At 75.1% G+C, this 11,412-nt stretch carries 12 protein-coding genes; all 12 read left to right on the top strand.

Translation table 11 applies throughout. From position 1 onward, the window contains the following. The first annotated feature begins 172 nt into the window (after positions 1-172). The 12 genes from IE321_RS17525 to IE321_RS17475 all read left to right on the top strand — a co-directional run bounded on the left by IE321_RS17525 (position 173) and on the right by IE321_RS17475 (position 10,887). Positions 173-1,708, top strand: coding sequence for a phage tail sheath family protein (locus IE321_RS17525; RefSeq protein WP_190223591.1), 1,536 nt, complete (start codon positions 173-175; stop codon positions 1,706-1,708). Between the two features lie 10 nt (positions 1,709-1,718). Then, the gene (locus IE321_RS17520; protein ID WP_043231053.1) at positions 1,719-2,162 is read left to right on the top strand and encodes a phage tail protein; all 444 of its coding nucleotides are present in this window, start codon (positions 1,719-1,721) and stop codon (positions 2,160-2,162) included. Beyond that, on the top strand, positions 2,162-2,587 hold the full coding sequence (locus IE321_RS17515) for a hypothetical protein (RefSeq protein WP_043231056.1): 426 nt from the start codon (positions 2,162-2,164) through the stop codon (positions 2,585-2,587). Before IE321_RS17520 ends, IE321_RS17515 begins: the two co-directional genes overlap by 1 nt. Then, positions 2,584-2,730 (top strand): DUF6760 family protein, encoded by a 147-nt coding sequence (locus IE321_RS43050; RefSeq protein ID WP_308076859.1) that lies wholly within the window; start codon positions 2,584-2,586, stop codon positions 2,728-2,730. Before IE321_RS17515 ends, IE321_RS43050 begins: the two co-directional genes overlap by 4 nt. Positions 2,731-2,765: 35 nt before the next feature. Further along, positions 2,766-4,466, top strand: a complete 1,701-nt coding sequence (locus IE321_RS17510) for a hypothetical protein (RefSeq protein WP_190223590.1) — start codon at positions 2,766-2,768, stop codon at positions 4,464-4,466. 62 nt (positions 4,467-4,528) lie between these two features. After that, complete coding sequence (locus IE321_RS17505; protein WP_043231062.1) at positions 4,529-4,969, top strand: phage tail protein; 441 nt, start codon at positions 4,529-4,531, stop codon at positions 4,967-4,969. Positions 4,970-4,974: 5 nt separating this feature from the next. After that, a complete protein-coding gene (locus IE321_RS17500; RefSeq protein WP_190223589.1) occupies positions 4,975-5,787 on the top strand; it encodes a CIS tube protein in 813 nt (270 codons plus the stop codon). Beyond that, positions 5,787-7,643: a VgrG-related protein gene (locus IE321_RS17495; RefSeq protein ID WP_190223588.1), complete on the top strand. Its 1,857-nt coding sequence runs from the start codon at positions 5,787-5,789 to the stop codon at positions 7,641-7,643. The genes IE321_RS17500 and IE321_RS17495 overlap by 1 nt, the downstream gene beginning before the upstream one ends. Before the next feature lie 19 nt (positions 7,644-7,662). Beyond that, positions 7,663-7,944: a PAAR domain-containing protein gene (locus IE321_RS17490; RefSeq protein ID WP_043231072.1), complete on the top strand. Its 282-nt coding sequence runs from the start codon at positions 7,663-7,665 to the stop codon at positions 7,942-7,944. A gap of 8 nt (positions 7,945-7,952) precedes the next feature. Next, positions 7,953-8,357: a GPW/gp25 family protein gene (locus tag IE321_RS17485; RefSeq protein ID WP_043231074.1), complete on the top strand. Its 405-nt coding sequence runs from the start codon at positions 7,953-7,955 to the stop codon at positions 8,355-8,357. Continuing rightward, entirely contained in the window at positions 8,354-10,330 is a 1,977-nt protein-coding gene (locus IE321_RS17480; RefSeq protein ID WP_190223587.1) for a putative baseplate assembly protein, read from the top strand. The genes IE321_RS17485 and IE321_RS17480 overlap by 4 nt, the downstream gene beginning before the upstream one ends. Before the next feature lie 5 nt (positions 10,331-10,335). Then, positions 10,336-10,887, top strand: coding sequence for a phage tail protein (locus tag IE321_RS17475; protein ID WP_190223586.1), 552 nt, complete (start codon positions 10,336-10,338; stop codon positions 10,885-10,887). The last annotated feature ends 525 nt before the right edge of the window (positions 10,888-11,412 follow it).

Below are 11,412 nucleotides of genomic sequence, written 5' to 3'. Positions count from 1 at the left end.
AGCGGCGGGGGTCCCTCGTGGCGCCGACTCCCTTGCACCTTCGGGCAGTTCACGCTGCCCAGGCGGGCGGCCGATCATCCGTTCCGGGTGATCGTCCCGGTGGTGAGAATGGCCCGGTTCAGCGGGAGCGGTTCCCCGGTCGAGGAGTGACGTAGAGGAGAGCGAGCACCGTATGCCGTCGTATCTGTCCCCGGGCGTCTACGTCGAAGAGGTCCAGTCCGGCTCCCGTCCGATCGAGGGGGTGGGCACCTCCGTCGCCGCGTTCGTCGGCTTCGCCCGCAAGGGGCCCTTCGACGAGCCGACCCTCGTCACGAACTGGAGCCAGTTCGTGAGCCGCTTCGGCGACTTCGTCGAGGGGACGTACCTCGCCGCCTCGGTGTACGGCTTCTTCGCCAACGGCGGCGGGACCTGCTACGTCGTGCGCGTCGACGACGGCACCTCGACCGCGCCGGCCGCCTCCTCCGACGAGGTCACCGGCCCGACCGCGATCGGCGCGTACTCGGTCGTCGCCCGCCCGGGCGTCACCGGCACGATCACCGTCGAGGTCGCGGACGTCGAGGGCGACGACCCGCCGTCCGACGCGTTCCGGCTGGTCGTCGCGCGGGACGGCGAGGCGGTGGAGACGTACCCCTCGGTCACCACGAAGCGCAGCAAGGAGAACGTCGCCACCCGCGTCAACGCCGCCTCCGCGCTCATCGAGATCACCGAGCCCGGGACCGGCGCCGCTCCGGCCCGCCCCGCTCCGCAGACGGTCACGCTCGCCCCGGCCCTGCCCGCTCCGGCCGGTGGTGGCGCGCCCTTCTCCCCCGAGGTGTACGTCGGCGACGCCGACCGCCGCTCGGGGCTCGGCGGACTGGAGGCGGTCGAGGACGTCACCACCGTGGCGGTGCCGGACCTGATGAGCGCGTACGAGCGCGGGCTGGTCGACCTGGACGGGGTGATCGCCGTGCAGCAGGCGCTCATCACGCACTGCGAGCTGATGGGCGACCGGGTCGCGGTGCTCGACCCGCCGCCGGGGCTCAGCCCCCAGGAGATCGCGGGCTGGCGCTCGGAGCGGGCCGGTTACGACTCCCGCTACGCGGCGCTGTACTACCCCTGGATCGACGTCGCCGACCCGTCCACCGGGCGGGTCTCGCCGGTCCCGCCGAGCGGCCACGTCGCCGGGATCTGGGCGCGCAACGACGAGCAGCGCGGGGTGCACAAGGCCCCGGCCAACGAGGTGGTGCGGGGGGCCGTGTCGCTCCGGACCCAGCTGACCAAGGGCGAGCACGACCGGCTCAACCCGATCGGCGTCAACTGCATCCGCGCCTTCCCCGGCCGCGGCATCCGGATCTGGGGCGCGCGCACCCTGTCCTCCGATCCGGCCTGGCGGTACCTCAACGTGCGGCGGCTCTTCAACTACCTGGAGGAGTCGATCCTCGCGGGCACCCAGTGGGTGGTGTTCGAGCCGAACGACGACGCCCTGTGGGCCCGGATCCGCCGCACCGTCGGCGCCTTCCTCGTCAACGAGTGGCGGAAGGGCGCGCTGTTCGGGCTCACCCCGGACGAGGCGTACTACGTGAAGTGCGACCGCGAGACGAACCCGCCGGAGAGCGTCGACGCGGGCCATGTGGTCTGCGAGATCGGCGTCGCCCCGGTCCGGCCGGCCGAGTTCGTGGTCTTCCGGCTGTCCCAGCTGACCAGCGGCACCGGTGCCGTCGACGAGTGAGGAGTCCCTCGTGCCCCTTCCCGATCTCGACAGTTCCGTCGGGCATTCCTTCGGCCTGGAGTTCGACAGCGTCATCATCCGGCAGATCACCGAGGTGAGCGGCCTGAAGATGGAGCAGGACGTCATCGAGCTCAAGCAGAACACCGCGGACGGAAAGTACGCGATCAAGAAGCTGCCCGGCCGGCCGAAGGCGGGCGAGGTCACGGTCTCCCGCGGCCTCACCGAGGACAACAGCTTCGAGCGGTGGATCAAGGAGTCCCGGTTCGGCCGCATGGGCGAGGCGCGCCGCAACGGCGCCATCATCGTCTACGACTACGAGGGCCTCCCGATCAAGCGCTACAAGCTCATCAACGCCTGGCCCAAGTCGCTGGAGATCGGCGCGCTCAAGGCCGGCGACACCTCCGTCCTGACGGAGAAGCTGGTGATCACGTACGAGAGCATGGACGTCGACTGATGCGGCGCGCGACGACGGCGGCGCCCTCGCACGCGGAGCACGACGAGGAGTCGCGCGGGCTGCGGACCGAGTTCCCGTTCCGGCTGCCCCGCGGGTACGTCGACGAGCGGGGCACCGTCCACCGCGACGGCGTCATGCGGCTCGCGACCGCCCGCGACGAGTTGGTGCCGCTGCGGGACGACCGGGTCCGGGAGAACTCCGCCTATCTGTCGGTGGTGCTGATCTCCCGCGTCGTCACCCGGATCGGCACAGTCGACGACATCCACCCGGGCGTCATCGAGGACCTGTTCGCCTCCGACCTGGCGTTCCTCCAGGACTTCTACCGGCGCGTGAACGCCGAGGGCCACACGCGCGCCGCCGTCACCTGTCCGTCGTGCCGGGAGGAGTTCGCGGTGGACCTCGCCGGTGGCCGCCTGGGGGAATAGCGACGTACGCGGCCGACCAGCTGTACGAGGAGGTCGCGTACCTCGCCTACCACTTCCACTGGCCGCTCGATCAGCTCCTCGACCTGGAGCACGCGGAGCGTCAGAGGTTCGTCGCCCAGGCGGCCCGCCTCGGCGGGGGATGACGGGATGACCGCACGACGGGGAGGGACGGGAAACCATGGGACTGCTGTCCTGGCTGCGCGGCGGACGGGGCGCGGAACGCGCGGCTGAACCGCCCACGCCGCCGCCGGCGCCCGCGTCGCGCGAGGACCGCTTCGACGTCGCCGAACTCCCGCCGATCCAGCGGGTCCTGTCGGCACCGTCACTCGTCACCGATCCGTCCGCCTTCGAGCGCGGCCTGTCCACCCGGCGGCCGACCGCCCTCTCCACCCCGCTCGGCCATCTGGTCAGCGCGGAGGCCCCGAGCGGCCTCGTCGAGGGCGTGACGACGCCCGTCCAGCGGTCGGTGGTGGAGTTTCCCGTACGGTCCTCCGGCCTGTCGTCGTCCGTGGCCTCGCCGGGCGGCCCGACACCCGGCGACCGGCCCCCGTCCGGTGGCGGGCACGAGCCCGGCACGGCAGCGCCGGGGTGGGGCGTGCCCCTGGAGCCCGTCCAGCGGACGGCCACCGGGCCGGTGCCGGTCCCCGCGCCGCACCCGTCGGCACCGGCGGCGGGGCGGACGGGGGAGGCGGTACGCGTCCAGAGGGCGGCGGAGTCGCCTCGGTCCGAGCAGCCCCCGGGGAGTCCGGAAGCGTTCGAGACGGGGACGGTCGGGACCGGCTCCGTCGATGACGGCACGGCCCCGGGAACAGAGGGCGAGCCCGGGCCGCCTGAATCCGCCGAGCCCGCCGTACGCCCCCTGGTCGGCGAGCAGCCGCTGCTCGACCTCCCGGAGCCCGACGCCACCGGTCCGGGAGCCGTCGCGGAAGCCGCCGGCGGGGGCGTGCCACCCGTCCAGCGCTCCCTGACACCGCAGCCGTCCCCTTCCCCGCCGCCCTCCCCGTCCCCGGCCCCCGCGACCCGCCGCGCTCCCGGCCTCGGCGCGCCGCTCCCCGCGCTTCCCCCGACGGCCCAGCGCGAGGTCCCCGGCACCGCTCCGAGCCCGTCGCCCGCTCCCGTACGGACGGAGTCCACGCCGCTCCCGCCCCCGGCGACGGAGCCGACGCCCGAGGCCGTGCCCGAGCCGGTGGCGCCGCTGCTGGCCGACCGGCCGCTGGTGCTGCGCACCGTGGCCCCGGACACCGCACCGGGCGCCGCTCCCCCGGCCCTCGGCCCGACGCCCGAGCCCGCCGTCGTCCCCGTACGGTGGGAGAACCGCCGGGAGACCGCCACGGGCGCATCCGGTTCCCCCGGCCCCGCCGTACAGCGCCGGACCCACGTGCCGACGGCGGTCGCCTCCGTCCAGCGGGCGAGCGCCCGCCCCTCCGGCCCTCCCGCTCCGGTGGTGCCGCGCGCGCCCCGGGACGCCGGTGACGTGGCCGTGACCGCCGGCATCGCGCAGCGCATGGCCGACGGCAGCGTGGTCTTCGCCCCGCCGCCCGGGCACCGCTCGTCCCCGTCACCGGCCTCGCCCCTCTCCTCCCCTTCGCCTTCACCGCCGTCCGCGTTCGTCCAGCGCGAGGTGACGGCCGAGGAACCGCCCCCGCCGCCGCCGGACGACCCATCGGCGAACGCTCCGGAACCCGAGACGGGGACGGAGCCGGCGGGCGCCGCCGAGACCGCGGACAGCCCCGCTCCCCCACCGGGCGCGCCTCCTGGCGCTCCGCCCGTCACCGACGAGTTCGTCCGCGCCCTCTACCCGTCGCTGGCGCGGCTCCTCAAGGCCGAACTGCGCCTGGAGCGCGAGCGGGCCGGCCGGCTCATCGACACCCGGTTCTGACCACCAGCTCGCACCCGCACGACCACAGACCCACGCACACGCGAACGGAAGGAGCGACCCCCATGGCCACCCCGGCCCAGAACGACGAACCCGCCGTCAGCGTCTGCTTCGTCGTCACCATCGACGACATCGAGCTCGGGTCCTTCAACACCTGCGAGGGACTGGGCTGCGAGGTGGTCCTGGAGACCCGTGAGGAGGGCGGCAACAACGGGCACGTCTGGCAGCTGCCGACCCGCCTCAAGTACTCGAACGTGAAGCTCTCGCGTCCGCTCACCCGGGAGACCGAGAAGGTGGCGCGCTGGTTCGCGAGCATGACGACGGGGTTCACCCGCAAGACCGCGCACATCGAGGCGCGGACCGGGGACGGGCGCAAGGTGGCCCAGTGGGGGCTGCTGGAGGTGGTGCCGGTGCGGTGGACGGGTCCCTCCTTCACGCCCGAGTCGCCGAAGGTGGCGATCGAGACGATCGAGATCGCCCACCACGGCTATGTGATGGAGGGCTGACCGGCATGACCCCACCCCCCGGCTCCCCCATCGCCTTCAGCGCGGCCGGCACCTCGGGCGTCGCCTCCGCGGGCAAGGGCCGGTCGGCCCGGCCGAAGCTGGAGCACGCCTATCTGGAGCTGCGGACGCCGCCGTCGGGCGGCGGGCTCACGCCCGGGGCGCCGTGTGGGCGGATCGACTTCCAGTTCAACCCGAAGGAGTTGAGCCTCACCAAGGCGGCGGCGTGGAAGCGCACGCCGGCGAAGGGTGCGAAGAGCGCGGGGCCGCCGGAGTACCAGGGTCCGCAGCCCAGCAAGCTGACGGTCGAGATGTTCTTCGACGCGGGCGCCACCCAGGACACCCGGGTGGTCGACTCCGTGGAGCAGCTGTTCGCGTGCTGCGTGCCGACCAGCGAGACCCGGCAGCAGCAGCGGTCGTCGCCGCCGTGGGTGGTCTTCCACTGGGGCGGTCTGACCGGCTTCCCCGGCTACGTCAGCCAGGTGCAGGCGAAGTACACGCTGTTCACGACCTCGGGCGTGCCGATCCGGGCGGTCTGCCTGGTGACGATGGAGGAGATCAGCGGGGAGACGCCCGGGCAGAACCCGACGTCGGGGGCGCTCACGGCCCGCCGGACGCACCGGGTGGCGGCCGGGGACTCGCTGCCGTCGCTCGCGCAGCGCGAGTACGGCGATCCGGCGGCCTGGCGGGTGATCGCCGAGGCCAACGGGATCGACGATCCCCTGCGACTCGCGCCGGGCACACGTCTGTTGCTGCCCGCCCAGGACGAACTCGGGCGGCTGCGGGCGGAGTCGGAGCAGTCGGCCCGGCGGGGGCGGTGATGGCGGCGCCCGGGGTCGCCTCGGCGCTGGTCGTGGAGGTGGGCGGGAGCCCGCTGCCGGCACGGCTGATGAACACGCTGGTCGAGGGGTACGTCGACGACAGCCGCACGCTCCCGGACCTGTTCCTGCTGCGGTTCCGCGATCCGGACGCGGTGTTGCTCGCGCAGGGCGGCATCGCGGTCGGCACGGAGATCTCGCTGCTCGCCCGGAGCGGGGGCGGCACGGAGCCGCGTCCGCTGCTCAGCGGGGTGGTCACGGCGCTGGAGCTGGAGCTGGACGAGTCGGGCACGTACACGGTGGTGCGCGGCCTTGACGAGACGTACAGGCTGCTGCGCGGGGCGCGGGTGGCCGCGTACCAGAACATGACGCTCTCCGACATCGTGGCCCGGGTCGCGCAGCGGGCGGGGCTGAAGCCGGGCACGGTGGACGTGGCCGGTCCGGTGCTCGACCACGTGGCGCAGGCCAATGTGAGCGACTGGGCGTTCGTGCGCGGGCTCGCCGAGGAGGCGGGTGCGCAGGCGTACGTGCGGGACGGGATGCTGCACGTGGTGAGGCCGGCCGAGGCGGGCGGGGCGCCGGACGCGTCGGCGCGCGCGGACCGGGACCCGCTCGTCCTGGAGCGGGGGGCGAACCTGCTGCGCTGCCGGGCGTCGGTGTCGGCCGCCGAGCAGGTCTCCGAGGTGGAGGTGCGGGGCTGGGACGTGCGGGGCAAGCGGGCCCTGGTGGGGCGGGCGCCGGCCGGCACGTCGGCGACCCTGGCGCTCGGGGTGACGGCGGAGCAGGTCACGGCGCCGCTCGGCGAGGCCCGGCACGTGGTGACGGACGGCGGTTACGGCACGCAGGAGCGGGTGGACCGGGCGGCGAAGGCGCTCGCCGAGCGGATCGCGGGCTCGTTCGCGGAGCTGGAGGCGGTGATCCGGGGCAACCCGGAGGTGCGGGCGGGCACGGCGGTGGCGCTCAACGCGGTCGGGGCGCCCTTCGAGGGCCGCTACACGGTGACCTCCTCGCGGCACGTCTTCGACGCTCTGCGCGGGTACGAGACGTGGATCACGGTGTCGGGGCAGCAGGAGCGCTCGCTGTACGGACTCACCGGCGGCGCGCCGGGCGCGGGGCACGGGTCGGCGGGGTCGCGGTCCGGCGGGCTGGTCAACGCGACGGTGACGGACACCCAGGATCCGGAGGGCTCGGGGCGGGTGAAGGTGACCTTCCCGTGGCTGTCGGACGAGTACGCGAGCGACTGGGCGCGGACCGCGCAGGCGGCCGGGACGGGCGGCGGGGAGCCGTACATCCCGGAGGTCGGGGACGAGGTGGTCGTCGGCTTCGAGCTGGGGCGGCTCGACCGGCCGTACGTCCTCGGCGGGCTCTACAACGGCCAGGACCGGCCGTCCGGGGGCGGCGCCGTGGACCCGACGTCGGGGGCGGTCGACCGGCGCGCCTTCGCGTCCAAGGGCGGGCACAGGCTCGAACTGCTCGACTCGGCGGGCGGGGCGCAGGGGGTGCGGCTGCGCACCGGGGACGGGAAGCTGACGATCGACCTCGACCAGTCGGGGACGGCGGTCACGATCGGCAGCGACGGGGCGGTGCGGATCACCGCGAAGGAGAAGGTGTCGATCACGGCCTCGGGCGGGGTGAGCGTCGCCGCCGAACACGGCGCCCTCGAACTGAGCGGGGACAGCGTGTCGGTGACGGCACGTCAGGGCGTGCGGGTGGACGGCGGGCAGGGCGCGGTCCGGCTCGCGACCGGCGGCGCGCTCGACGTCCAGGGGGCGACGGTCACGGTGGACGGCACCCAGCGCACCGAGCTGAAGGGCGGCACCACGCTCTCGGTCGACGCGCCGCTGGTGAAGATCAACTGACGGGGACGGAGGGGGACACATGGCACAGGGAGCGGCCGCACGGGTCGGCGACCCGACCGCGCATCCGGGGGTGATCGGCCCGCCGGGGGTGTCGACCGTCCTCATCGGAGGGCGGCCCGCCGCCACCGTGGGCACCGCCCACCAGTGCTCCTCTCCGGCGGCCCATCCGCCGTCCGCGCTGGCGCCGCCCGGCTCCACCACGGTGCTGATCGGCGGCCGTCCGGCCGCCCGGGTCGGCGACCTGTCCGGGTGCGGCTCGGCGGTGGTGTCGGGCTGCCCGACCGTCCTGATCGGAGGCTGAGGGGAACCATGGGACAGGAGTTCGTCGGCGCGGGCTGGGCCTTCCCCCCGCACACGGACGCGACCGGCTCGATCGCGCTGGTCAGGGGCGAGCGCGAGCTGGAGGAGTCGATCCGGCTGATCCTCGCGACCTCCCCCGGGGAGCGGCCGATGCGCCCGGAGTTCGGCTGCGCGATCAACGACTACGTCTTCGCGCCGGCCGACGCGGGGACCGCCGGACAGCTGGCGTACGAGGTGCGCCTCGCCCTGGAGCGGTGGGAGCCCCGCGTCGAGGTGACGGAGGTCGCGGTCCGCTTCGACGAGGTCGACAGCGGCGTGCTGTACATCGACATCGGCTACACGCTGCGCGGCGCCAACGACCCCCGGAACCTCGTGTTCCCGTTCTATGTGATCCCGGAAGAGGACCGCACATGACCCTGCCCAGCCCCCATCTGGACGACCGGCACTTCCAGGGCCTGGTGGACGAGGCCAAAAGGCTGGTGCAGCGGCGCTGCCCCGAGTGGACCGACCACAACGTGTCCGACCCGGGGGTGACCCTCATCGAGGCGTTCGCGACCATGGTCGACCAGCTGGTCTACCGGGTGAACCGGGTGCCGGAGAAGAGCTACCGGACCTTCCTGGACCTCATCGGGGTACGACTCCACCCGCCGACCGCCGCCGGCACCGACGTCACCTTCCGGCTGTCGGCGCCGCAGCCGGAGCCGGTGTTCGTGCGGGCGGGCACGGAGGTGGCGACGGTCCGCACCGAGACCGAGCCGGCCGTCGTCTTCGGCACCACCCGGGATCTGACGATCGTGCCGTGCGCCTACGCGGCGCTCGCGACCCTGCCGGCGGCCGGGTCCGCGGGCGGCACCGGAACGGACGCGGCCGCCGTGGACCGCACCGAGGAGCTGGCGCTCCGCCGCGACGTGCCCTGCTTCTCGCCCGCACCCGCCCCCGGCGACGCCCTCTACGTGGGTCTTTCGGCGGCCGTGCCCGCCGGGGTGGTGGTGCTGCGCCTCGACTGCGACGTGCAGGGCGTGGGCGTCGACCCGCTGCGGCCGCCGCTGCTGTGGGAGGCGTGGGACGGGCGCCGGTGGACCGCCTGCGAGGTGGAGAAGGACGACACCGGCGGCTTCAACCGGTCCGGGGAACTGATCCTCCACCTGCCGGCGACGCACACCCCGCTGAGCATCGTCCGGCGCACGGGCGGCTGGCTGCGCTGCCGGCTCGTGGCGGCGGCACCCGACCAGCCGACCTACGTGTCTCCGCCCGTCGTCCGGGGGATCACGGCCTTCACCATCGGGGCGACGGTGGCCGCCGAGCACGCCGAGCGGATCACCGACGAGGTCCTGGGGACGGCCGAGGGGGTGGCGGGGCAGTCGTTCACCGTCGCCCGGCCGCCCGTGGTGCCCGGGGAGTTCGCCCTGGAGGTGACCGCGCCGGAGGGCGCCGAGGCGTCCGGAGCGCCCTGGACCCGGGTCGACGACTTCGCCCACTCCGGGCCCGCCGACCGGCACTTCACCCTCGACGAGGGCACCGGCCGCGTCGAGTTCGGCCCGGCCGTCCGCGAACGGGACGGCACCGTACGGCACTTCGGCGACGTCCCGGAGAAGGGGGCGGCCGTCCGCGTCCGCGCCTACCGCACCGGCGGCGGGGTGCGCGGGAACGTGGCCCGCTCCACCCTGCGCGTGCTGCGCGGCACCGTGCCGTTCGTGGCCCGCGTGGAGAACCGCCGCCCCGCGCTCGGCGGCGTCGACGGCGAGACCGTGGACAGCGCGCGGGTGCGCGGCCCGCTCACCCTGCGGACCCTGCAACGCGCCGTCGTCCCGCGCGACTACGAGCTGCTGGCCCGGGAGGTGGCCCCCGACGCGGCCCGGGTGCACTGCGTCCCCGAGGACGCCGAGGGCGGGGTGCGGCTGCTGATCGTGCCGTCCGGGCGCAGCGACGCCCGGGGCCGGATCGCCTTCGAGGAGCTGGACCCGCCGCCGCGCACCCTGGCCCGGATCGCGGAGTACCTGGACGCGCGCCGCCCGATCGGCGCCCGGGTGGTCGTGGAGCCGCCGTTCTACCAGGGCGTCACCTTCGTCGCGACCGTGCAGGCGAGCCGCGGCGCCGCCGCGGAGCGCGTGCGGGAGGAGGCCCTCGCGGCCCTCGACGGGTACTTCAACGCGCTCACCGGCGGACCGGACGGCGCCGGCTGGCCCTTCGGCCGCCCGGTCCAGACCGGCGAGGCGTACGCCGTGCTCCAGCGGGTCCCGGGCGTCGACCTGGTCGACGACGTGCGGCTCTACCGGGCCGACCCGGTGACCGGGCAGCGCACCGAGGTGCCCGACGGGCGGATCCCCCTCGACCGGCACGCCCTCGTCTTCTCGTACGAGCACCAGCTGCGGGTCCGGGAGGTCTGACCGCCGTGCGCACCGACGTCCCCGGGCTGCCGAGCCCGCACCCGCTGATCGAGCTGCTGCCCGCCGTCTACCTGGAGCACGGCTTCCTCGCCCGGTTCCTCGCCGGCCTCGACGAGGTCCTGGCACCCGTGCTGCTGACCATGGACAACCTGCCCGCCCACCTCGACCCGCGCACCGCGCCCGAGGATTTCCTCGACTGGCTGGCCGGCTGGGTGGCCGTGGAACCGCACGAGGACAGCCCGCCGGAGCGCCGCCGGGCCGCCGTCCTCGGCGCGGTGGACCGGCACCGCACGCGCGGTACGCTGCACGGCCTCGCGGAGGCGCTGCGCCTGGAGACGGGCGGGGCGCGGGTCGAGCTCGCCGAGAGCGGCGGCACCGTCTGGTCGCCCACCCCCGGCACCCCCTTCCCGGGCGGCCCGCGTCCGTGGGTGACGGTCCGGGTCGGACTGCCGGACCCGGGGCGCGCCGACCGGGCACGCCTGGAGGAGCTGATCGCCGCGGAGATCCCGGCCCACGTCGGCTTCACCCTGGAACTGCTGCCCGGAGGTGCCGGATGACCTGTCCGACGTGCGGCCTGCGCAACGCGCCCGGCACACCGTTCTGCGCCTCGTGCGGGGCGTTCCTGAACTGGGACGGGGAGGAGGGGACGGACGCGGCGGGCGGTACGGGGACGGGTGCGGGCACTGGTACGGGCTCCGGCTCAGGCCCGACAGCGGGTACGAGTACGGGCTCCGGTGCGGCCCCGGCAAGAGGCGCGGGTGCGGGGGCCGGTACGGGTGCCGGTGCCGCGCCGGCGGCTCCCCCGGCGACACCCGCCCCGCCTCCCTCGGCCGCGCCCGTACCCGCACCCACCCCCGTACGCGTACAGCCACCCGCGACCCCGCCGCTCCCGCCGCAGGCACCGCCCGTACCCCCGCCCCCGCCGTCGCCCGCGCCACACCCCTCCCCTCCGGTGCCCTCACCGGCGGCCGTGCCCGGAGGCGCCGGGTTGCGGCGCCCCGGCGAGGTGACCGAGGCGCCGGTTCCGGGGCCGCCGCCCGAGGTCCCGGCCGCCGGGCCCGTCGAGGCCGGGGCGCCGTCCG

It is taken from the genome of Streptomyces hydrogenans, assembly GCF_014656075.1.
GTDB classification, from domain to species: domain Bacteria; phylum Actinomycetota; class Actinomycetes; order Streptomycetales; family Streptomycetaceae; genus Streptomyces; species Streptomyces hydrogenans.
The sequence above is the reverse complement of the archived record's forward strand: the minus strand, read 5'-3'. Positions and strand labels throughout refer to the sequence as shown.

Excerpts from the sequence above, each read along its gene's own strand:
- IE321_RS17510 (WP_190223590.1), top strand. The coding sequence starts at position 2,766 with ATGGGACTGCTGTCCTGGCTGCGCGGCGGACGGGGCGCGGAACGCGCG.
- IE321_RS17485 (WP_043231074.1), top strand. The coding sequence starts at position 7,953 with ATGGGACAGGAGTTCGTCGGCGCGGGCTGGGCCTTCCCCCCGCACACG.
- IE321_RS17480 (WP_190223587.1), top strand. The coding sequence starts at position 8,354 with ATGACCCTGCCCAGCCCCCATCTGGACGACCGGCACTTCCAGGGCCTG.
- IE321_RS17505 (WP_043231062.1), top strand. The coding sequence starts at position 4,529 with ATGGCCACCCCGGCCCAGAACGACGAACCCGCCGTCAGCGTCTGCTTC.
- IE321_RS17495 (WP_190223588.1), top strand. The coding sequence starts at position 5,787 with ATGGCGGCGCCCGGGGTCGCCTCGGCGCTGGTCGTGGAGGTGGGCGGG.
- IE321_RS17500 (WP_190223589.1), top strand. The coding sequence starts at position 4,975 with ATGACCCCACCCCCCGGCTCCCCCATCGCCTTCAGCGCGGCCGGCACC.
- IE321_RS17525 (WP_190223591.1), top strand. The coding sequence starts at position 173 with ATGCCGTCGTATCTGTCCCCGGGCGTCTACGTCGAAGAGGTCCAGTCC.
- IE321_RS17515 (WP_043231056.1), top strand. The coding sequence starts at position 2,162 with ATGCGGCGCGCGACGACGGCGGCGCCCTCGCACGCGGAGCACGACGAG.
- IE321_RS17490 (WP_043231072.1), top strand. The coding sequence starts at position 7,663 with ATGGCACAGGGAGCGGCCGCACGGGTCGGCGACCCGACCGCGCATCCG.